Annotated in this window: 21 protein-coding genes; 18 read left to right on the forward strand and 3 right to left on the reverse strand. The window is 56.7% G+C overall.

Annotated elements, in window-relative coordinates; all coding sequences use genetic code 11:
- Nucleotides 1-109: 109 nt before the first annotated feature.
- Both GSQ93_RS35610 and GSQ93_RS35615 read right to left on the reverse strand, forming a co-directional pair.
- Nucleotides 110-799: a type 1 glutamine amidotransferase domain-containing protein gene (locus GSQ93_RS35610; protein ID WP_158940720.1), complete on the reverse strand. Its 690-nt coding sequence runs from the start codon at nt 797-799 to the stop codon at nt 110-112.
- Between the two features lie 113 nt (nt 800-912).
- A complete protein-coding gene (locus GSQ93_RS35615) occupies nt 913-1,518 on the reverse strand; it encodes a TetR/AcrR family transcriptional regulator (protein WP_158940722.1) in 606 nt (201 codons plus the stop codon).
- Nucleotides 1,519-1,929: 411 nt separating this feature from the next.
- On the opposite strand from GSQ93_RS35615, the gene GSQ93_RS35620 reads away from it, so the two are divergent.
- From GSQ93_RS35620 to GSQ93_RS35675, 12 genes are all read left to right on the forward strand, one after another.
- Nucleotides 1,930-3,054: a cupin domain-containing protein gene (locus tag GSQ93_RS35620; RefSeq protein WP_158940724.1), complete on the forward strand. Its 1,125-nt coding sequence runs from the start codon at nt 1,930-1,932 to the stop codon at nt 3,052-3,054.
- A 19-nt stretch (nt 3,055-3,073) separates the two neighbouring features.
- Nucleotides 3,074-3,976: a 4-hydroxy-tetrahydrodipicolinate synthase gene (dapA, locus tag GSQ93_RS35625; protein ID WP_254074228.1), complete on the forward strand. Its 903-nt coding sequence runs from the start codon at nt 3,074-3,076 to the stop codon at nt 3,974-3,976.
- A gap of 43 nt (nt 3,977-4,019) precedes the next feature.
- Nucleotides 4,020-4,565, forward strand: coding sequence for a carboxymuconolactone decarboxylase family protein (locus GSQ93_RS35630; RefSeq protein ID WP_158940726.1), 546 nt, complete (start codon nt 4,020-4,022; stop codon nt 4,563-4,565).
- A gap of 7 nt (nt 4,566-4,572) precedes the next feature.
- Nucleotides 4,573-5,571, forward strand: a complete 999-nt coding sequence (locus tag GSQ93_RS35635; protein ID WP_158940728.1) for an ornithine cyclodeaminase family protein — start codon at nt 4,573-4,575, stop codon at nt 5,569-5,571.
- A gap of 73 nt (nt 5,572-5,644) precedes the next feature.
- Entirely contained in the window at nt 5,645-7,012 is a 1,368-nt protein-coding gene (locus GSQ93_RS35640) for an MFS transporter (RefSeq protein WP_158940730.1), read from the forward strand.
- 154 nt (nt 7,013-7,166) lie between these two features.
- Nucleotides 7,167-8,138 carry a LysR family transcriptional regulator gene (locus tag GSQ93_RS35645; RefSeq protein WP_158940732.1) on the forward strand — a complete coding sequence of 324 codons (972 nt, stop codon included), beginning with the start codon at nt 7,167-7,169 and terminating at the stop codon, nt 8,136-8,138.
- Between the two features lie 203 nt (nt 8,139-8,341).
- Nucleotides 8,342-9,277, forward strand: a complete 936-nt coding sequence (locus GSQ93_RS35650; RefSeq protein WP_158940734.1) for an ABC transporter substrate-binding protein — start codon at nt 8,342-8,344, stop codon at nt 9,275-9,277.
- A gap of 111 nt (nt 9,278-9,388) precedes the next feature.
- Nucleotides 9,389-9,727: a DUF485 domain-containing protein gene (locus GSQ93_RS35655; protein WP_158940735.1), complete on the forward strand. Its 339-nt coding sequence runs from the start codon at nt 9,389-9,391 to the stop codon at nt 9,725-9,727.
- Nucleotides 9,714-11,270, forward strand: coding sequence for a cation acetate symporter (locus tag GSQ93_RS35660; RefSeq protein WP_158940738.1), 1,557 nt, complete (start codon nt 9,714-9,716; stop codon nt 11,268-11,270). The genes GSQ93_RS35655 and GSQ93_RS35660 overlap by 14 nt, the downstream gene beginning before the upstream one ends.
- Before the next feature lie 10 nt (nt 11,271-11,280).
- Entirely contained in the window at nt 11,281-11,976 is a 696-nt protein-coding gene (locus tag GSQ93_RS35665; protein ID WP_158940740.1) for an aspartate/glutamate racemase family protein, read from the forward strand.
- Between the two features lie 67 nt (nt 11,977-12,043).
- Nucleotides 12,044-13,981 (forward strand): ABC transporter substrate-binding protein, encoded by a 1,938-nt coding sequence (locus GSQ93_RS35670; protein ID WP_158940742.1) that lies wholly within the window; start codon nt 12,044-12,046, stop codon nt 13,979-13,981.
- A 234-nt stretch (nt 13,982-14,215) separates the two neighbouring features.
- Complete coding sequence (locus GSQ93_RS35675) at nt 14,216-15,382, forward strand: porin (protein WP_158940744.1); 1,167 nt, start codon at nt 14,216-14,218, stop codon at nt 15,380-15,382.
- A gap of 115 nt (nt 15,383-15,497) precedes the next feature.
- Here GSQ93_RS35675 and GSQ93_RS35680 read toward each other — a convergent pair whose 3' ends face one another.
- Complete coding sequence (locus tag GSQ93_RS35680; RefSeq protein ID WP_254074229.1) at nt 15,498-16,853, reverse strand: citrate/2-methylcitrate synthase; 1,356 nt, start codon at nt 16,851-16,853, stop codon at nt 15,498-15,500.
- A gap of 74 nt (nt 16,854-16,927) precedes the next feature.
- Here GSQ93_RS35680 and GSQ93_RS35685 point away from each other — a divergent pair, with 74 nt between their 5' ends.
- From GSQ93_RS35685 to GSQ93_RS35710, 6 genes are all read left to right on the forward strand, one after another.
- Nucleotides 16,928-17,767, forward strand: a complete 840-nt coding sequence (locus tag GSQ93_RS35685) for a polysaccharide deacetylase family protein (protein ID WP_158940746.1) — start codon at nt 16,928-16,930, stop codon at nt 17,765-17,767.
- A gap of 25 nt (nt 17,768-17,792) precedes the next feature.
- Nucleotides 17,793-18,272, forward strand: coding sequence for a DoxX family protein (locus GSQ93_RS35690; protein WP_158940748.1), 480 nt, complete (start codon nt 17,793-17,795; stop codon nt 18,270-18,272).
- A 31-nt stretch (nt 18,273-18,303) separates the two neighbouring features.
- Nucleotides 18,304-18,708 (forward strand): VOC family protein, encoded by a 405-nt coding sequence (locus GSQ93_RS35695; protein ID WP_158940750.1) that lies wholly within the window; start codon nt 18,304-18,306, stop codon nt 18,706-18,708.
- 218 nt (nt 18,709-18,926) lie between these two features.
- A complete protein-coding gene (locus GSQ93_RS35700; RefSeq protein WP_158940752.1) occupies nt 18,927-19,292 on the forward strand; it encodes a putative quinol monooxygenase in 366 nt (121 codons plus the stop codon).
- A 51-nt stretch (nt 19,293-19,343) separates the two neighbouring features.
- Nucleotides 19,344-19,775, forward strand: coding sequence for a putative quinol monooxygenase (locus tag GSQ93_RS35705; RefSeq protein WP_158940754.1), 432 nt, complete (start codon nt 19,344-19,346; stop codon nt 19,773-19,775).
- 41 nt (nt 19,776-19,816) lie between these two features.
- Nucleotides 19,817-20,326 carry a cupin domain-containing protein gene (locus GSQ93_RS35710; protein ID WP_158940756.1) on the forward strand — a complete coding sequence of 170 codons (510 nt, stop codon included), beginning with the start codon at nt 19,817-19,819 and terminating at the stop codon, nt 20,324-20,326.
- The last annotated feature ends 181 nt before the right edge of the window (nt 20,327-20,507 follow it).

Below are 20,507 nucleotides of genomic sequence, written 5' to 3' on the forward strand. Positions count from 1 at the left end.
AATTACTTGGGTTGTTTGTTGCTGTTTGGCGGTCAGAGACGGTTGACGGCGTCCAAGCGTGCAGGACTGACCGGCCACGCGGCAGCCCGCGTCGGCAGGTCAGCGTTCGTTATTGCGCAGCGAGTGCTGGGTGCTTCATCAAAGTCGCGGCAGCGGACGACGACGAAGCCGGGTTCTGTCCGGTAATCAGAAGGCCGTCGGTAACGACATACGGAGCCCAATCGTCGGTCTTCGAATAAATGCCGCCCTTGGCCTTAAGCTCATCTTCCACGAGGAAGGGCACGATGTCGGTCAGACCGACTGCGGCTTCCTCGGAATTCGTGAAGCCTGTGACCTGCTTGCCTTCGACCAGCGGCCTGCCATTCGGGGTGCTGACATGACGCAGCACGCCCGGCGCGTGACACACCAGGGCAACGGGCTTGCCCGCAGCGAGGAACGACTGGATCAACTCGATGGAAGCCGGGTCTTCCGCGAGATCCCACAATGGCCCGTGACCGCCGGGATAGAAGACCGTGTCGAACTGTGCCTGCGAGACACTGTCGAGGCGCACCGTGGCCGCGAGTTGCGCCTTGGCAGCTTCATCCGTCTCGAAGCGACGCGTCTGGTCGGTCTGATTGGCCGGTTCGTTGCTCTTCGGATCGAGCGGGGGTTGTCCGCCTTGCGGCGACGCCAGCACGATGTCCGCACCCGCATCCTTGAACGTATAGTAGGGGGCCGCCAATTCCTCAAGCCAGAATCCCGTCTTGCGGCCTGTGTTGCCCAATTGGTCGTGCGAGGTCAAAACCATCAGTACTTTCATGTTGTTTCTCCGTGGATCAGTGGGTGAACCTAGAAAATAGTAGACCAGTCGTCTAGTAAATATCGCTAAAAAAAGCACTTCCTTAGAAGTGCCGCCTACAACCTGTTTTTCCGTCAAGAGTCTAGATGAAGCATTTGCCGCGTTGTCTTCATGGCTGTCTCGAACGGCTCCATATTGCGCACGATCTTGACCATCACGCTCGCGCCCAGCCAAAGCTGATAGAGGCTCTGCGCGACGATGGATGGGTCCTCGCGGACCGACAGCGAACCTTCGTCCACGCCAGTCTGAATAGCGCGCGCCAGTCGCACAATGATGCCGGACGTACCGCGCTTCAGCGCTGCGCGCATGGCTTCCGACATGTCCGCGACTTCCGCGCCCAGCTTGACCGCGAGACACTTGCCTTGGCAGTCGAAGAACGACTGCGTTTCCTGCCAGACCCGCCAATAGTCCATGAGGCGCTGCGCCATTGTCAGATCTGGCGTGGCCAGCGTAGTGTCGAGATCGGCCAGGTATTCGTCAAAGTAACTGTCAAGCAACGCTACGCCGAAGGCGTCTTTCGAACCGAAGTAATGATAGAACGAACCCTTCGGCACTCCCGCCGCCGACACGATCTCGTTCAACCCTACGGCCGAAAAGCCCTTGGCGCCAATGATTCGTCGCCCAACGGCGATGATGTTCTCCCGGACATCGACCGGCTCGGATGTGTTTACGGTAACCATGTGGCAACTTTAAATTAAAGTAGACCGGTCGTCTAGAACTATTTTTACTTCCAGGGGACGGTGCAACCTTTCAAGCGCGCGCCATATCTGGATCCAGCATCTTCATTCTTCATCCGCGCACCATTTCGATTTAGCCAAATTACCGGAACGTCTTATGGCGAAGAAACCCTCGACATTTATGTTGAGAGTTTCGAGTGCCCCTTGCGAGCCATCAAGTCTGTTGCACGAATATCCTCCGTGAATTCTAGTAATAGCGTCCTAAAACAGGGGAAGGCAAAGGTAAACACTTAGTATTGATTTAAATTATCAATCTTGAGTGAAATATAAATCCTATCTACTGTTCGTTATGTCAGATCGCCGTTGGATTGCGATCAGGGTCTGAAATATTGAACGCTGGATTGGGAGATAAACATGCAGGATTTCAAGCGGGAATTCGAACGCCGCAGGGCGCTTTTTGTGGATCAGACGGCGGCTCGCGCTCGTGAGAATCATTACTGGGAACCGGTGATCATCACGCGTGAGGAGATCGAAGCGGAAGTCGAACGGCTTGCCGCGCTGCCCGCGCCGGCCGACGGCCGGCGTCAATCGTTGATCGTGCACCCGTCTGCACGCGAGGGCTCGCCCGGTCTTGCACCGGGTATCCAGGTGATGATGCAGGTCCTGTTGCCAGGCGAGTCGACGAAACCGATGCGTCACAACGCGACCGAAGTGAATTTCTGCATTCGAGGCGCCGGCAGGACCACGGTGGCGGGGCGCGAGATTTCATTCAGGCAGTACGACGTGTGGAATCATCCGTCGTACGCAACGTACTGGCACACGAACGATTCGAACGACATCCAGGTGCGATTGACCTACTCGAATGTGCCGTTGTTACAGCACATGGAAGTGTATGTTCCGGACTACGAAGCACCCGCCGGGCAAACCGGAGACAACGAACCGCTCCAGCATATCGCCATCGATCCCAAGCGCCAGAATCCCTTCGGGATGTTCCCGATCGGCACCGACGGTGGCCTCCTCATGCCCTACGAGACGCTCATCAATCCAACCGCTGTGCAATCCAATCCGCTGCACTTTCCGTGGCACCACGTGAAGCAGGAGCTGGACAAGCTGGAAGCTCTCGGTAGCGACTATGTCGGCCGGCGTCTCTACATGATGTACAACCCGGTTACCGGACGGACCAACGGCATCACGCCGAACTTCTTCGCGACGATGACGATCCGTCCGCCCAAGATCATCGACCGTCCGCACCGGCATGTATCGGCTGCAATCAACTATTACTTCTCCGGTAGCGGCTACAGCATGGTGGCGGGTAACCGCTATGAATGGAAAGCGGGAGACCTGATGCTTTCGGCTCCGGGTTGGGCGGTTCACAACCATGCGTCTTACGACGACTACGTCTACGAACTCACGATCCAGGACCAGCCGCTCAATATCTACATGGAATCGTTGTTGTGGCAGGAAAGCCTGAAGGAACCGCCCGCGTTACTCGGCACTGAAAGCGGCTTCAGGACCAATCGCGAAAAGACGACGGCATAAGGGAACAAGAACCATGGGAATGAAAACAATGACAGGCATTGAACGACTCAAGGGCTCCATCACGCCGATCGTCACTCCGTTCAAGGGCGGTGAGGTCGACTACGAGACCTACGCGAAACTGGTCGACTGGCAGATCAGGAACGGCGGCCACGGAGTGCTCGTCAACGGTACGACGTCGGAGCCAAGCACATTAACAGTGGATGAGCGTAACCGCCTGGTCGATGTCGCTATCGAAGCGACCGGCAAACGCGTACCGGTGGTCGCGGCAACCGGTTCCCAGTCGCATGCCGAGACGATCGCCCTGACGGCCCATGCAGACAAGGCGGGTGGGGATGCGCTGCTGATCGTCACGCCGTACTACATCCGCCCGCCTCAAAGGGGACTGGTCGAGTATTACGCGGACCTCGGCAGCAGGACGCAGCTTCCGATGATGATCTATCACATTCCCGGGCGAGCGGCCGTCAACACCGATCTCGCGACCGTCAAGGCGATCAAGGAGCGCGTGCCGCATCTGGTCGGCATGAAGCACGCCGTCAACGACATGGGCTTCGTCACGCAGATGCTCGACACGTTCGGTGCTGGCTGGCGTGTGTTTGTCGGCCTTGAGGAACTGAGTTTCCCGATGCTGGCGGTGGGCGCGTGCGGCCTGATGAACGCAGTGGGCAATCTTGCACCGAGGAAGGTCTCGGATCTTTATGAAGCGGTCGAGAAGGGGGACATGGCAACTGCTCGTCAGCTTCACTTCGACCTGTTCGAACTGAACCAGTCGGTGTTCTTCGATACGAACCCGATTCCCATCAAATACATGATGAAGCGCATGGGATTGATACCGAACAACGAGCATCGCTTGCCGATGGTGCCTGCCACGCGCGAGCTGGAAGAGCGGCTGGATCGCGTGCTGACCCGCGCCGGCCTGATTTAGTCAATCGCCGGCAACACTTGCCGACCAAGGAGACATGACGGACATGAGTGCCACTATTCCCCGTCTGGAAATGGACCAGTTGCCGGCAGACCTCGCGCAATATCTTGGCCCGCGAGTCAAGCGCCTGGGATACCTCGGCGAGCTGTTCAAGTGCGCAGGCAATGCGCCCGGCGTCATCCTGCAGTTCATGCACTTCACCGATTCCCTCAAGGAAGCGCTTCCGGACCGGCTTACCGAGCTGGGCGCACTCACGGTCGCCGGCTACATGCAAAACGACTACGAGCGTAACCAGCACGAAAGACTCAGCGTGAAACTGGGCTTCGATGAGGCGTGGATCGCAGAGGTGAACGCGTTGGAGCCGGACGAAGCGGTCACGCTGAGCGATATCGAGCGGGTGGCACAGCGCTACGCGCTCGCCGCGTTGCATACGCGTGGCCTTGGAGTCGACGACGAATTCGCCGCGCTGGCGGCGCAGGTTCCGCCCTCGCAAGCCATGGCCTTCGTCATGCTGATCGGCCGTTACGTCACGCACGCGCTGGTCGTCAACACACTCCACCTGAAGCCACCCGTGCCGTCGATTTTTGAATGAGCGAGCAATGACCGAACCAATCTGGATATCTGAACAAAGCGTGGTCGAGATGATGAGCCTGCCCGAGGCGATTACGGCGCTCGAGCGAGGCCTCGCGCTGGAGGCACAGGGCGAGGCCAAGAACATGGTGAAGACCCATGTCGCGTGGGATGGCAACAACCTGCATGCGATTGGTGCGGCGTATCCAGGTGAAGGAATTGTCGGCACCAAGACCTGGGCGCATACCTCGGGCGGTGCGTGCCCGTTGCTGATCCTGTTTTCCTCGGAAACCGGACAGCTTGTTGCGATCATCGAAGCGTTCGCGCTCGGTCAGATGCGCACGGGCGGCATCTCTGGCGTAGCGACGAAGTGGCTTGCTTCAGAAAGCGCTGACGTGCTCGCGCTGATCGGGACCGGCAAGCAGGCGCTCGCGCAACTCGCCGCCGTGCATGCGGTGCGTCCGCTCAAGCAGGTGCGTATTTTTAGTCCGCGCGCCGAGAGCCGGCAGGCGTTCATCGACAAGGCGGCAAAGCAGTTCGATATCGAACTGGTGAACGCGGAGTCAGTCAGGGAAGCCGTAAGGGGCGCACCCATCGTGACGACCGTCACGCGCTCGACAGAGGCCTTCCTGCACGCCTCTGATCTCGATGCCGGCGTACATGTCAACGCGGTCGGCGCGATCACCAGCGAGCGTGCCGAGCTTGCGCATGACGTCTTTGATCGTTGTTCACGCGCTGTCGTCGATGACCTTTTCACAGCGAAGAAGCTGTCCTCCGAATTCATCCAGGCGTTCGAGGCATCCCACGAGTGGTCGAAGGTCAGCACACTGAGTTCAGTGATTGCGAACCGGTCGGTCCGGGCGCCTTCTGACGACATCACGATATTCAAGGCGATGGGTATGGGTATTTCCGACCTGGCACTGGGTATCGAACTGTATCGGCGTGCGCTGGAGAGTGGTATCGGCCGGGGGTTGCCCCAGCCTGAACGCAATGCCCCGCGGCTCGTGTCCGGAAAAATAAAGACCTGACTCGCACAAACGCTGGGCAGGCGCAATAACAACAAAGATTGATCATGACAGGTGTTTCAGTTCAAGGAAGATCATGACAGCAGGAGACAAAGCCATCAATGTGACTGAACTCATTGATGGTGTGACGTTCACAAGGCTGCAATTCACCGTGGTTGCGCTGTGCGCACTCGTCGGGCTGCTCGACGGCGCAGATACACAGTCCATCGGAGTTGCAGCTCCTTTCATCGCGAGCGCGCTCGGACACAAGGTAAGCGGCTTCGGTCCCGTGTTTGCTGCCGCGCAACTCGGCGCGACGGTCGGGGCGCTGACGTTCGGCCCGCTCGCTGACCGGGTCGGCCGCAAGCCGATGCTCATCCTGGCGATCATGATTTTCGCCGCTTTCACGCTGGCCACGACGATGGTCACATCCTTGCCCGCGCTCGTGGCCGTGCGCTTTTTCGCAGGCCTCGGCCTGGGCGGGGCGACACCCTGTTTCCTGACGCTCACTTCCGACTACTCGCCACGCAAGCAGCGCGGCATGATAGCGACCATCATCTGGTCCGCCTATCCGCTGGGCGCTGCACTCGGCAGCTTCATGAACGCGTACATCCTGTCGCATTTCGGATGGCAGGCGATCTTCTACATCGGTGGCGGATTGCCGCTGCTCGTTGCTGGGACGCTCGTCCTGTTTCTGCCGGAATCAGTCCAATATCTTGCAGCGCGCGGCGCCGAGCCGAGCCGTATCCGCAAGATCCTGAGACGCATGGGTCATGCCATCGATGATAAGCAAACGGCGTTCGTCGTTGAAGGCAAGAAGCTGCCGGGCGTGCCGATCAAGCATCTTTTCAACGAGCGGCGCGGCCTGCCGACCGTCCTGCTATGGGCCGTCTTTTTCCTGGCATTCGCCACGACCAACGTGATGACCATGTGGACGCCGACCCTCCTGCATGCGAACGGCCTTGCTCCAGCCGCGACCGCGATCGTGCTGGCGTTCTTCAATATTGGCGCGTTTCTCGGCATGGCCGCCGCTGGCCGCCTGGTGGACAAGTTCGGTCCGACTGCCATGCTCGTTCCTGCCTTCCTCGCTGCGGCGCTCTCCATAGCCGCGCTGGGCGGTGCGACTAGCGTTGGCTTTGCGTCGCTTTTCGGCGCGCTGCTAGGGGTCACCATCGGCATAGGCGGTGCAGGAGCGATTGCTATTGCGTCTCTCGTGTACCCGACCGCGATACGATCGACTGCAATAGGCTGGGGCATGGGCAGCGCGCGCTTTGGCCAGTTCGTGTCACCGCTGATTATTGGCGGTCTGTTGACGGCGGGACTGGCAACGGGACAAATCCTGATCGCTGCAGCGCTTTTCCCTGTTCTTGGAGCGATTTTTGTCGCGCTCCTGTGGTTGCAGGGACGCGGGAGCAAGGGCGGGGCTGCGGGCAGTGCTGTCGGTGCAACGCGGGAGACGCACTGACATGCGCCCATTTCCATTGCAGCGATGACCGCTGACGTTCGTGCGGCCATGGGTCAGATGCCACCCAACAGGTGTTGAGTGATCAGGATGTCAGCGACGTTGCACGGCATGTCGCGATCTTGAGGTAAGGCGCCTGACTCCAGGGAGGAGCGCCATGGTCGATTTCAATATCAAGCTAATAGCGGTGTTCACGGAACTCTACCGCACCAAGAGCGTATCGGTCACGGCGGACAGGCTCGGCTTAACGCCCTCGTCAATCAGTATGAGTCTTGGCAGGCTTCGTACGCTGTTTCATGACCCTTTGTTCGTACGGACTGCTCAGGGTATGGAAGCGACACCGCGTGCCGCCGAGGTTGTACTCCGGTTGCAGCAGGCGGCGCAGCTTGTTGAGGCAGCACTAGAAGAGCGGCCGTCGTTCGACCCGGCCGTGTCGCCACGTGAGTTTCGCATTGCGACGACCGACCTGGGTGAGGTGATCCTGCTTCCTCTACTCATGGGGGCTCTCACGCGGCTCGCACCAAAGGTCACTTTGCAGGTTTTTCATGTCTCGAAGGACACCCCCCGACAGTTGCAGGAAGGCGATATTGACCTGGCGCTTGGATGCATCGTCAACCTGGAAAACGGTTTTTTCCAGCAAAACATCTTCCTGGAGAATTTCGTTGGTGTGGTGCGTCCCGGGCATCCCCGCATTGGCGACCAGCCGACTCTTGTCGACTATCTTGCAGAGCAGCATGTCGTGGTCTCCGTGCCCGGAAGTGGCCATGCATTGATCGAAAAATCGCTTGAAAGAAGAGGTATCCGGCGAACTGTCGCCGTGCAGTTGCCGAGTTCCCTGGCACTTCCCACGATACTTGTACAAAGCGACCTGGTGGTGACCGTGCCGAAGCGCCTGGGACATTTGTTTTCCACCGTGCATGGTCTTCGGTCTTTCGCTTTGCCTTTTGTCCTTGATGCCATTCCAGTTAAACAATACTGGCATGAGCGCTTTCAGTATGACGCTAGCCTAAAGTGGCTTCGCCATCTCATCGTGGAGACCTTCAGGTCCGACGCAACGGTCGGCGTGCTCGCATATCAGGATAGTAGGTTGGTACGAGACGACCGCCGGACGCTGGAGTTCGAGAAATGAAATGTATAGGAATACAAATTGTATTGTCATCGAATCCATGACGGCCATGTGCCGTACCAAATTCAAATAAATTGAAATCGACTATCAAGGATCCGCTATCGACGTGGAGCCGTCGTTCGCCTAACGTAGCCTGACGTGCATATGGAGCGAAGCGGGCGATCGCTCGTATGAACACCACATAAGAAAAGATAAAGGAGACGGAGATGGATGGCGTAACGCTGAATGTCGGCCTCGTAGTGCCCGCATTTTTCTACGTTCCGTATTGGGCCGCTCATGATTTAGGCCTGTACGGGAAACAAGGTTTAAATGTCAGGTTCGTGGTCTTCGGCGGTATCGATCCGCTGACAAAGGCGCTCAAGGACGGGACGATCGACGTCGGTATCGGGTCACCCGAACATGTCATTCACGACGTCGAAGCGGGCGGCGATCTGCGCATGATCGCGGGCAACGTGAACCGGCTGACGCATTCGCTGATAGCACAGCCCGAGATCAAGCGACTGGAAGATCTGCGCGGCAAGACGATCGGCGTATCTGCGCTCAGCGCGGGCACCTCCTCGTTGTTCACGGACATCCTGGAACGTGTGGGCCTGCATCCCGGCGATTACCACGTGGTCGAAGCGGGAGTCGTGCCGCCACGACATGAACGCTTGCTCGAAAGAAGCATAGATGCCGCGATGCAAACTGACCCTCACAACTATCTGGCCGAAGACGCCGGCTTCACGAACCTCGGACCGGTGTCCGGTTGGATCCCGTATTTCCAGTTCACTTCAGTGAACGTCACTCGGACCTGGGCAGGCGACAACGAAGATGCCCTTGTTCGATTCCTGGCAGCGTCAATTCAGGGATCACAGTGGATGTTCAAGAATCAGCAGTCAGCGGTGGAAGTCGCGGCACGGCGCATGGATGTCGACCCTAAGTATCTCGAGCGTGCGTGGAAAGACCACGTGGACGGACTCGCGGTTCCAATCGATCTTCGCCTGGAAGCGAGGTCAATCGGGACGGCGCTCGACATGATAAGGCGCGATCGGACGACGAGCGTGCTGGTCGCGGGCGACGCGGGGTTCGCAAAGTACGTCGATACCCGTTTTTTGCGCGCGGCACAGGGGCTTGCAGGCGTCGATGAAGCACTGGTCGTCTGATCAAATCAAGTTACGACCATGGCCGCACAGGCCGTGGCCTGATGCGGCACCTATTCATACCGCATACCCCATACCGCGACTCGGCTACCGGGCGCGACGCAGGAGACCGTCATGAAAACGCAGTCTATTTATGGTGCGAAGCTCCGCCCCGGTGAGCGCGCTCTCGAACAAGAAACGGTCGCATACCGTATCCAACGAAGACGGCGTGCATCATTCCTGTTCAGCGCAATCCTCGTCGCAGCGTATTTTGCGTTTGTGCTGATCGTGACCTCCAGGATGCCCGCACTCAGCGGCCAACTGCTGAGCGGGCTATCAGTCGCCATGCTGCTCGGCGTGGTCATCATTCTCGGCTGCCTGGTCATGACCTCGGCATATATCGTCTGGCTTGGTTATGTGCAGAAGGCACATGACCAGTTTGCAAGAAAGGGAGTTGGGCATGAAAGCCGATAGCCAGGTGTTCGGCCACGCGAACGTGCCCGCCATTGCGTTCTTTTTGTTGTTCGTCTGCATTACTTTGCTGATTACCTATTGGGCCGCCCGGCAGACAAAAAGCACAGACGATTTCCTGGCTGCAGGTCATCGGATCACGGCAGGTCAGAACGGTGTTGCACTGGCCGGCGATTTCGTTGCTGCGGCCGGTTTTCTTGGAATCACAGGCCTTATTTCGATCGCTGGATTCGATGGATTTTTCTATGCCGTCGGTGGAGTGATCGGTTGGCCGTTAATGCTGTTCCTCTTCGGCGAGCCGCTCCGCAACCTCGGTAAATATACGCTTGGGGACGTCCTCGAATTGCGATTGGGAAATCGCAACATCCGGCTCGTCGTGTCGGTCAATTCGCTGATCATCGTGCTTTCGTATCTCGTCATGCAACTGATCGGTGCGGGTAACCTGATTCACCTGTTGTTCGGAATTTCATACACAAGCGCGGTCACGATTATCGGTGCCTGCATGCTCGTCTACGTGCTTTTCGGGGGCATGGTCGCCACCACGTGGGTGCAGATTATCAAGGCTGGACTCATGATCGGCGGTGCTTTGGGAATGGCCGCAATGGCGCTTGCGCGCTTCGATTTCAACCCGCTGCATCTGTTCGCTGCTGCGGCCGCGCTGAATGGTGCCGATATCCTCGGCCCGGGCAAGCTCATCACAAGTCCAATCGAGGCCGTGTCGCTGGGTCTTGCTCTGGTTCTGGGCGTCGCGAGTTTGCCGCATGTCCTGATGCGCTTCTTCACCGTGCCGGACGGTCGCGCCGCGCGCATGTCTATCTTCTATGCGACGGCGATCATCGTACTGTTTATGCTGCTTACTGCCATCCTCGGCTTCGCCGCGATGGTGCTGGTCGGGCGCGGGGCAATTATCGGCATGGACCGTGGCGGCAACATGGCGGTGCCGATGCTTGCGGAACAACTTGGCGGTACTGTCCTGCTCGGTTTCATCGCGGCAGTGTCATTTGCGACCATTCTTGCAGCGGTTTCGGGCTTGATGATCACGGGCGTTGGCACTCTGGCGCACGACATCTGGACGATGGTCGTTCGGCGAGGCATCGAGTCACACAGTCAGCAGATGTCGGTGGCGCGCATTTCGACCGTGCTGCTCGCGATCATCGCAGTCGGCTGTGCCTTGGGCCTGAAAGGACAGAATGTCGCCTTCATGGTGGGACTTGCCACTGCAGTGGCTGCCGCTGCCAATTTCCCGGCCATCTTCCTCGCGGTGTACTGGCGGCGCTATTCCTATGCAGGAGCCGTGGCAGGGATGCTGACGGGGTTGTGCTCGAGTCTTGTCCTTATCTATCTCTCGCCGACGATCCAGGTCGACGTGCTCAAGCACGCCTCGGCATGGTTCCCTTTGCGCAATCCCGGTATTGTGACGATCCCGCTGGCATTCGCCGTGAGCATTGTGGTATCCGCACTGACCTACCGTGCCGAGGGCTGCGACTACGCTGCGATCGAGCGCAACGCGATTCTCGGCGACAGCGGAGCGGAATATGGACATTGACTATGGGTCGGTGGGCCGCATCGGCTTGATCGTGCCGTCCGCAAACGTCGCGGCCGAACCGGAAATTGCCGCGATGCTGCCGCCCGGTGTCGCTTTGTACACGACTCGGCTGAAGCTCACAGGCAGCTCACCAGCTGATATCCAGGGAATGGCCGCGCGCGCCGGCGAGGGCGCGGAGTTGCTGGCCGATGCGAAAGTCGATGTGATCGCGTTTCATTGCACCGCGGCTTCCGCCTGGTCGCCCAATGCCGATCACGAATTGACCACGATGCTCGTCGAGCGTAGCGGCGTTCCCGCGACGACAACCGCAACTGCCTTGCTCAACGCATTGGCAGCGCTAGAGGCACGCTCCATCGTCCTTGTTTCACCCTATGTCGAGGAGATTAATGCTCGGGAGATTGCTTTTCTGCGCGGCCGCGGCATATCGGTGCTGGACCAGCACGGTCTCGGCATCGCTGACCCGCACTTGATGAATCGCGTCGATCCACAGACATGGATCAGTCTGGTAGAAGAGCACGCGCATCCCGATGTCGACGCCTACTTCATCAGTTGTGCAGCTATCCGGACAGCTGGTGTTATTGAACTGCTCGAAAAGCGCTTGGGTAAGCCCGTTGTTACGAGCAATCAGGTGATCGCCTGGGAAAGCCTGCGTGGAATAGGAATTAAAAGCAGTGTCAAAGGTTTCGGGAGGCTGATGGATATATGAGCAAGGCGCGCGGGCTGAGTCATTGCCGAATCCCGGCGTGATTCAGACATAAGAATGAGGAGACGAGATGAAGCCGAACATCAAGAAATTAATACTATTAGCACTACTACTCTGTGCGCGAAACGTCTTCGCGTCCGATGACGCGAACCATCTCACAGTGGGTATCAACTCGAGAACGATCTTCTATCTGCCGCTTTGGATAGCTGAGCGGCAAGGATATTTCAGAGACCTTGGCCTCGACGTAACGGTGCAGTTATTTTCGTCGGCAGATACGTCCCGCGACGATTTGCTGACTGGCAAGGTCCAGGTCTCAATTGCACCTCCTGAAGCGGTATTGACGAGCGTCTACACTGCCGATGGTCCGTTTCGAATCATCGGGGGAAACGCACGCAAACTCCCGCACTTCATCATTGGGCGCAAAGGCATCAAGACCCTGGCCGACTTGAAGGGGGCCAATTTCGGTGTGATCTCGATGCATGAAGGCACCACCTACCTGGTGCCGAAGATCGCCAGCGCGGCTGGACTCGGTGCGCACGACTATCACATGACAGCTGTCGGAGGGGCGCCGACTCGCCAGCGCCTGCTGCTCGACGGGAAGATCGACGTGGGACTCCAGCCTTTTCCCCTGAGCTACGAGGCAGAGGCCGCTGGCCTGAACAATTTAGGCTGGGTAGGCGATTACGAACCCGATTGGCAGTTCACAACCATCAACGCCGACCAGAACTGGGCCCGTTCGCACCGAGCGGCGGTGACCGGCTTCCTGCGAGCGCTGCAACGTGCTAACGATTACATCGCCAGCCATCCCAATGAGGCTGCCGAAGTCGCGGCGCAGGAACTGAAGACCTCAGTTCCCTTTGCCGCGCGAGCGATTGCCGACAGCGAGCGACTAGGCATCCTTGATCCCAGGCTGAACTGGTCCGACGTGGGGATCCGCCATGTCTTCGAAGCCATGCAATCGGCAGGTGTCATCTCGAACGACGCAAAGTTTGATCTCGCCCGTGTCACTGACGATTCCTTTCTCGCGCAGAGCCAGGATTTGAGCGTGCGTTCCACCGGCGGTTTTTTTATCGGAGGGGCAGCGAAGGTCGTTAGCGGACTTGCCACGCAGGACATCCATGTGGTGAAGGATGCGCCGCCCCTTCGAGTGGACTCCAACGGAACCTATATTGCGGGCCAGGTCTATGTCGAATTTGCGAAGCTAGCGCAACCCAGGTTTCCCTTCCCGATCCTATTCCTTAACGGAGGCACTTTTACAGGCGCGATGTGGCAGACGACGCCAGACGGGCGCCCCGGTTGGAGTTCGTTCTTCCAGCATGCAGGATTCGATACCTACCTCACTGACGCTGTGGGCAAAGGCCGGGCTTCGTGGGCGATGTACCCGGCTGTGTACAAGGTTCCTCCAATTTTCCGATCAAACGAGTCGACCTTCGCACTCTTGCGTATTGGGCCGCCTACAGACGCAACAAGCGTCCTACCTCATGCCTACGAAGACACACAGTTTCCGATTGACCACGTAGACGATCTCTTCAAGGAGGGGGTGCCGCGATTCGCGGGACAAGACGAGAGCGAGTTCGAGGCTTATCGTGAACTGATCAAGAAGATTGGACCGTGCGTCATCGTTGCTCAAAGTTCGGGCGCCTATTTCGGGCTAAGGCTTGCGAGAGAAGAACCGTCGTTGGTCAAAGCCCTGATTGCCGTGGAACTCACAGCCGTTCCAGGCCGGGATCAGGCGAAAGATGCATTGCTGGCGCGCGTTCCGCAGCTATTGCTGTGGGGTGATCATTTGAACAGCGGAGGCCCCGGCGATTGGCCGAAAACGGTGAAGACCGTCGAAGAATACGCCACGGCGATCAACGCAAGCGGCGGCCAGGTAACCGTCCTGCACCTGCCTTCAAATGGCATCAAGGGTAATACGCACATGATGATGATGGACAGGAACAGCGATGACATCGCGAACATTGCGGTCGAGTGGCTTCGACGCTCGCGTGTCGAGGATTCGCAGTAAGTGTTTGAGTAGGTGAGAAGAATGGCGATAGATATATTTGAACGTATAAATATCAGGATAACGAAATAAAATATAGATCGAAAATTAAATAGAAAGAAAAATAAGCCGTGCATCTGGCGATACCTGCCTGTCGATAAAAATTATTCAAGGTAGCAATTGGAGCACGTAAAGAACGTGGCGAAGTTCTGAAAGATTGCATTGAGTTAGATCCACTACTTTTAGGAGACGGAAAAAATGAAAAAGACCTTGGTCACCGGTGGCATCTTCGGCCTACTGAGCATGGGTGCGCATGCCCAAAGCAGCGTTACGCTGTATGGGCTGCTAGACGTGGGAATGGCGTTCGTGAACAACTCGGTCTCGAATGGTCAGGGGCACCCGCTATATTCGCTGATAAGCGGGAACATCCAGGCAAGTCGATGGGGTCTCCGAGGATCGGAAGATCTTGGTGGTGGGATGAAGGCTATCTTTGTATTGGAGAATGGCTTCAGCGTCGCGAATGGAAAACTAGGACAGGGCGGGGACGAGTTTGGACGCCAGGCATATGTCGGACTATCAACAACGCAGTTCGGTGCGGTAACTTTGGGTCGGCAATACGATTCGGTTGTTGATTTTACGAACGTGCTAACGGCGGCTACCCAGTGGGCGACAATTTACTTCGCCCACCCGGGCGATCTTGACAATATGCTGAATTCGAACCGGGTAAACAATGCGGTGAAGTATACAAGCATCAGTTACGGCGGTTTTAAATTTAGTGGTCTGTACAGCCTTGGCGGCGTTGCAGGCCAGTTTAACCGAAACCAGATTTGGTCCGTAGGTGCTGGTTACAATGTTGGTTCCCTCCAACTTGGTGCCGGATACTTTAATGTAAAAGATCCAAACTTCTCGTTTTTCGGGAACAATGCGACGTCCAGTGCAACAGGCTCGAATATGAGCGGCAGCCCTGTGTATTCGGGGTACGCGTCTGCCAAGACGCAGCAAGTCTTTGCGGCGGCAGCGGCCTATACGATTGGTTCGGCGACGGTCGGTATGACCTATAGCAATAGCCAATTCAAGGATATCGGTGCGATTGCCGGACTCGCGGCAAACGGCGCCGGCGGGGCTGCCAAATTCAACAACGTCGAAGTGAATCTCAGGTACCAGATAACGCCAGCACTGCTGATTGGAGTGGGCTATGACTATACCAAGGGCTACGGCGTGAACCACGCTCAATATCAAGAAGCAGCGCTGGGCGCAGATTACTTTTTATCCAAACGTACCGACGTTTATATTACCGGCGTTTATCAGCATGCCTCGGGAACCGATTCGACCAATAAGCCGGCCGTCGCGAGCATTACCACACTGTCACCGTCGTCCACTTCGAATCAGGTAGTTGCGGTTGTGGGTATTCGACACAAATTTTGAGAATCCCCGAAGCCGTGAAAAACCACGCCCTGCGGTAATTGTCCAATGTAGATGCCTTCGCAGTGACATCTGCATGTCTGCTCGGTTCGATTGCTGATAGCCGCTGATTCGCAGGTCAGAATGCCTCGGTAACCGTAGCACCAACGAATCGGCCGCGTGGACGGAGCAGCGAACCGGTCAGTCGCTGCTCTTGTACATGCGCGACCCACCCCGCTATGCGAGCGAGGACGAAGAGGGCACCGGGGATCTGCCTCGGTAGTCCCATTGCGCGAGTAAGGGCGAGAATCGCCAGTTCGTGTCGCGGGTAAATTTCGTGCTTCGTCGACATCTCTTCTACAAACCCATAAATTGCTACAAGCTCCTTCGATTGGCTCGCCCGTCTCCGAGCCACTTCGAATAGATACTTCGCCCGCGGGTCACCGTGGGGATAAAGTGGATGTACGAAGCCCGGCACGCTGATATCGCGTTTTTGCAAGTCATAAGCCTTTTTCATGAGCGCTGCCTTGGTCCGCGCGTCATCAAGGAAGTCATTGACACGATCGTAAAACCGCCCGATCTGCACGCCTGAGCTCACGCAAATGCCGGACGTTATGCAGGCGTGCAGTGAGGCTCCACTCGATGCCGATACCCGAACGGCGAGCGCGCCAGGTGACAGTTCATTGTCTGCGAACAGCGTCATCATCGACTGTATGGCTTCGTAATTCTCCTCAGTCGCGTCCAGCGAGAGTGCACGCATCAAACCTTGAACGATCGTCTGGCCGTCCTGCATGGGTACGTAAGCCGCCTTGGTCGTTGCAAGCCCGAAGCAACCGACGAGTGTCTGAATGATCTCTCGAGCCGAAACAAGAGTCTGACCACCGTGCACGCGTTCTTTGACTGAGCCACGACTCAGCCCGAGTTGCAGGGTAACAAGCGCGAATATCTCCAACAATTGCTCTGCTGCGTCAGGAGATGCGAGCGACTGCGCCAGTCTTTTGAGTTCCGGTTTGAGTGCGATCACGGGCCAGTTCGTTGCCTGATCGTTCCACATGCCAGTCCAGAGCAATTCGGCGACAGTTTCAAAAGGAACCTGCATTCTTGCCAGATCCCCGGCAAGGCGTCCCCTATACCGCGGCCCTTCCGGGGTGATCTCGGTGATCGAAGTGGGAATAATTGGCTCGCCCCAGTTCATCGCCGACGCCGCGACTGCCCCGTGTCCGGAGCGCGCTAGTGAACGCGCTTCCATCCGCTCGATGTCGTCGCGCCAATAAAGCCGTTCCTGCCGTCCAGGCTGTTTGATACTACGAATGAGACCTCGACTGACATAGGCATAGAGGGTTTGCTTGCGCACCCCCAGTATCTCCATTGCTTGTGCCGACGAAACGTAGTCCTTTTTACCTGCCAGTGCTGATTTTTCCATCATCCGCCCCAATAGCTGACTTGCATCAGATCCTTGATTGACTTGATTGATTCTAGCATCAAGATTGATCAATGGAGGGCCTATGTCTATAGTTGGATTGGCGGGAATACTTCTCGTGAAATGCTTTTAATAAAACTGGAGACACCATGTCCACGAGCTTCTGGCCCCAGGATATTCGCCTTGTCATTTCAATTTCTATGCAATTCGAAACAGGTGCGCAACCCGAACGCGCTCCCTTTAGCCCATTTCACGAAATGGATGCCGAAACACCCAACCAGGCTACGTTGAAGTGGTTCGAATATGGCGCGAAGGAAGGGCTCCCGCGCTTGCTCGATCTATGGGACAGAAAGAATGTAAAGGTCACCTCTCACATGGTCGGCAAGGCGGTCGAAAAGTATCCTGCGCTTGCTCGCGAAATCGTCGAACGAGGCCATGAAGCCGCCGCGCATGGACAGGAGTGGGTGCCGCACTGGAGGATGACTCCGGAGGAGGAGCGCGCCTCATATCAGGCGAATATTGCGGCCATCGTAAAGGCGACTGGACAACGGCCGGTTGGCTTCAACGCGTTCGCTTTGCGTAACGGCCCCAACACTTTGGGTATTCTGCAGGCCCTCGGCTTTTCCTATTACATAGACGACATCAGTCGGGACGAGCCGTTTTCGGTCAGTGTCGACGGCAAGCCGTTCATGGTCGTGCCCTATACGCGACGCAACAACGACATCGAGAAGTTTCACAATCAGTCATTGTCGGTCGATGGTTTTCTCTCCGACCTGAAGCGCGAATTCTCAATGCTTTATGAGGAGGCCGGGCACCGCCGCCGGATGATGTCGGTGAGCGTGCATGATCGGATTGGAGGTCAACCCGCCATTGCTCACGCGATCGAAGAATTTATCACCTTTGCGCAAACCCATGCCGGCGTCGCATTCCTGCGCAAGGACGACATCGCAGCCTGGGCTTCCTCTCAGGACGATACGCCGCATGACTAATCAATAGATCGGTCACGACAAGAATATGACGTCTTTCAATACAGCGCTAATCTTCCCTGTCCTCGGTCCAGTCTATCAGGCCCTTTCGCCAGTAATGGAATTGCTGTTGCGTGTTGCGGTTGGCGCAGCGCTGGTTCCGTACGCGTTACGTTCGAGTTTCGGCTTTTTTCCGAATACGGGTTTGCCGATCCAGACTGTGCGCGGCACGGCGGATTATCTCGAGCGTTTTGGATGGAAACCGGCCTATGCGCTTGCGTGGCTTTCTACTGTCAACAACGTCGTCGGCGGGAGCATGCTTGCGCTCGGATTGCTGACGCGGCCGGCCGCCTTCTTGAGTTTCCTGCTGCTCATCATGTCAGCCTGTCACCACCTGCGCAAAGACGGTTACTTCGCCAATCAGAATGGCTTTGAACACTATGCATTGTGGGCGCTTGGCGCACTGTATTTCGTTATCCACGGTGGCGGCCCCTATTCGCTGGACCATTTGCTCGGCTGGCAGGTCTAGGCGAGACATCTTTTTCTAATCAGGAGCGGTCATGTTGCAAGCTCATTGCGTCAATTTATCGGTACTGGACCTTGATGCGGTCAGTCGGTGGTACGAGAACACGTTGAATTTCACCCGTGTGTCCAGAACGGCCTATCCTGAGATGGGCCTCGAGATTGCCTTCCTGCGCCAAGGCGAATTCGAGATTGAGTTGATCAGCTTCGCGGGCTCTGTGAGAGAGGCCGACCATCCCGATCCGCCAAAGCATGCACGGGTACGCGGCATCACACATTTTGCGTTTCGCGTGGCCGATATCGACGAAATGATCAACGAGTTGACCCGCAAAGAGGTTCCGGTTCTGTGGGGCCCAAAGACCTACGACGAACATCGCATGAAGGTGATCTTTGTGCGCGACCCGGAGGGAAACCTTGTCAAGTTCGTCGAGCGTCTTGCATAGCTTGCTCTCATATTCGCCTTTTTGCGCGGCCGACGTCCAAGGAAAGAATTTCCCGGATTGATCGTAAATCAACGTTGGTAAGTACGGTCAAGTTGATTACAGTGAACACGCGACTGAGTTGCTCATAACCGTTCTACGATGTTGGTGCATGTGTTCGAAACGGCGAGTGGCGTCGGACATGTAATGGATGGCGGCACGTCAAATTAGGGAGAAAGACAATGCTTAAAAAGACATCGAGTGCAATCATTTGTATGGTGTACTTATTATATGCAGATGAAGCAATGGCTCAGCAGCAGGTGCAACAATATGTGGTCACCTACGTCGAGGTGAGCCCGGCAAAGAAGCTGGCCGCAGAGACGCTACTGGTTCGGTACGCAGAGTATGGCCGTGACCAAAGGGGAGCCACTCGGTTCGAGTTCCAAGCCGAACGTGGAGTTCCCAATCACTACGTGATTTGGCAAGTCTGGAACTCTGCTGACGACTACCTGAACTATAGAAACGAATCCACGACGCGCGCCTGGTTGAGTCAGCTTCAACCACTTCTTGCCGCACCGCTCGACGATCGGCTCGGCGCACCGCTGTAAATCGACGTTATCCGCGTTCACCCTGAAGCGAACACCTGGAGCAAGACGAAAATGCGCAATTTTTTTTACTGGGTGCTTCCGCTATTGGCTTTGTCCGTATGCAGCATGACTGCGTACGCTGACGAGAGCGACGCTACCCTGCTGGTCGTAACGCACGTTGACCTGCTACCTGACACTGTCATTCCGAACAGCGTGGAACAAGGTGTTCAGTTTTTGAAAAAGTATGTCGATGAGTCCCGAGGGAGCGTCGGCTCGGAGTATGCCAACTTGATTACTTGGGCGCCCACGACCAACCACTTTCAGGTCATCGAAGTTTGGCAAAACCAACGGACTTACGACGAGCATCTCGCGTCGCAGTCGACCATCAATTTCCGTACGAACATACAAGCGTTGATCGGTTCACCGTATGACGCGCGTGTCTATTCTTCCGTTCGAGGGCAAGGCCGCATACCCGTGAGCGATCCGACGGTTTCCCCCTTTTAACCTAAGCTTAACTTCTGCGACCGCCATCGCTTGTAAATACCATGACCAACACATCACTCACGCCGACTAAAAATACCGAGGCCATGCGCAGCACCGTCGAATCGCTTGCTTCCGCGAAGGGGCCGACCATATTTCAAATATGTCCGCAGTTGCCGAAAAAGGGCCGCACGGACACGCCTCTTGCCGCGACCGAATTGATGAGCGTAGTTATCAAGACTTATGCCGCGGATGGCGAGAACGAGTTGCATGCGCATCCGAATGAAGATCATGTCTTCATTGTGTTGCAGGGGGAGGCTGGATTTCATGGCCCTCGCGGTGAAACCCACACTGTTGGTAGGCATGGGGGCATTTTGCTGCCACGGGGAACGCTTTATTGGTTTAAAGCGATCGGCGAAATTCCGCTTGTCATGCTTAGGGTCGGTGCGGTGACCGATTTGGCAGCCGACCCGCTCGCGCGAATCGATGAGCACGGCAATCCTTTCGACGGTTATTCACAGGCCAACAAGCAGGTGGATGTGCAAATGCACGAGCCGCCCTTGTTCTTCGAATGACCTGGAGCGGCGCATGAATGTGTTGAGCGATTTCCTGCGTTGAAACACCGGACTCGTCCCGAGTAGGTTCACGCTTATCTCGTGAAGAGGAGACGCAGTATTAGGGAAGGTCTGAACAACTCATTTTCAGCCTGACTGTTCGCCACATTCGAAATTGGTAGGTCTCGAAAGTCGTTTTAGC

It is taken from the genome of Burkholderia sp. S171 (genome assembly GCF_009766085.1).
Lineage (GTDB): Bacteria > Pseudomonadota > Gammaproteobacteria > Burkholderiales > Burkholderiaceae > Caballeronia.

Bases quoted from the DNA above. Each gene is read 5' to 3' on its own strand.
- GSQ93_RS35655 (WP_158940735.1), top strand. From the start codon at position 9,389: ATGAAAACGCAGTCTATTTATGGTGCGAAGCTCCGCCCCGGTGAGCGC.
- GSQ93_RS35610 (WP_158940720.1), bottom strand. From the start codon at position 799: ATGAAAGTACTGATGGTTTTGACCTCGCACGACCAATTGGGCAACACA.
- GSQ93_RS35705 (WP_158940754.1), top strand. From the start codon at position 19,344: ATGCGCAATTTTTTTTACTGGGTGCTTCCGCTATTGGCTTTGTCCGTA.
- GSQ93_RS35640 (WP_158940730.1), top strand. From the start codon at position 5,645: ATGACAGCAGGAGACAAAGCCATCAATGTGACTGAACTCATTGATGGT.
- GSQ93_RS35690 (WP_158940748.1), top strand. From the start codon at position 17,793: ATGACGTCTTTCAATACAGCGCTAATCTTCCCTGTCCTCGGTCCAGTC.
- GSQ93_RS35685 (WP_158940746.1), top strand. From the start codon at position 16,928: ATGTCCACGAGCTTCTGGCCCCAGGATATTCGCCTTGTCATTTCAATT.
- GSQ93_RS35620 (WP_158940724.1), top strand. From the start codon at position 1,930: ATGCAGGATTTCAAGCGGGAATTCGAACGCCGCAGGGCGCTTTTTGTG.
- GSQ93_RS35645 (WP_158940732.1), top strand. From the start codon at position 7,167: ATGGTCGATTTCAATATCAAGCTAATAGCGGTGTTCACGGAACTCTAC.
- dapA (WP_254074228.1), top strand. From the start codon at position 3,074: ATGAAAACAATGACAGGCATTGAACGACTCAAGGGCTCCATCACGCCG.
- GSQ93_RS35675 (WP_158940744.1), top strand. From the start codon at position 14,216: ATGAAAAAGACCTTGGTCACCGGTGGCATCTTCGGCCTACTGAGCATG.
- GSQ93_RS35635 (WP_158940728.1), top strand. From the start codon at position 4,573: ATGACCGAACCAATCTGGATATCTGAACAAAGCGTGGTCGAGATGATG.
- GSQ93_RS35695 (WP_158940750.1), top strand. From the start codon at position 18,304: ATGTTGCAAGCTCATTGCGTCAATTTATCGGTACTGGACCTTGATGCG.
- GSQ93_RS35630 (WP_158940726.1), top strand. From the start codon at position 4,020: ATGAGTGCCACTATTCCCCGTCTGGAAATGGACCAGTTGCCGGCAGAC.
- GSQ93_RS35700 (WP_158940752.1), top strand. From the start codon at position 18,927: ATGCTTAAAAAGACATCGAGTGCAATCATTTGTATGGTGTACTTATTA.
- GSQ93_RS35650 (WP_158940734.1), top strand. From the start codon at position 8,342: ATGGATGGCGTAACGCTGAATGTCGGCCTCGTAGTGCCCGCATTTTTC.
- GSQ93_RS35615 (WP_158940722.1), bottom strand. From the start codon at position 1,518: ATGGTTACCGTAAACACATCCGAGCCGGTCGATGTCCGGGAGAACATC.
- GSQ93_RS35710 (WP_158940756.1), top strand. From the start codon at position 19,817: ATGACCAACACATCACTCACGCCGACTAAAAATACCGAGGCCATGCGC.
- GSQ93_RS35660 (WP_158940738.1), top strand. From the start codon at position 9,714: ATGAAAGCCGATAGCCAGGTGTTCGGCCACGCGAACGTGCCCGCCATT.
- GSQ93_RS35670 (WP_158940742.1), top strand. From the start codon at position 12,044: ATGAAGCCGAACATCAAGAAATTAATACTATTAGCACTACTACTCTGT.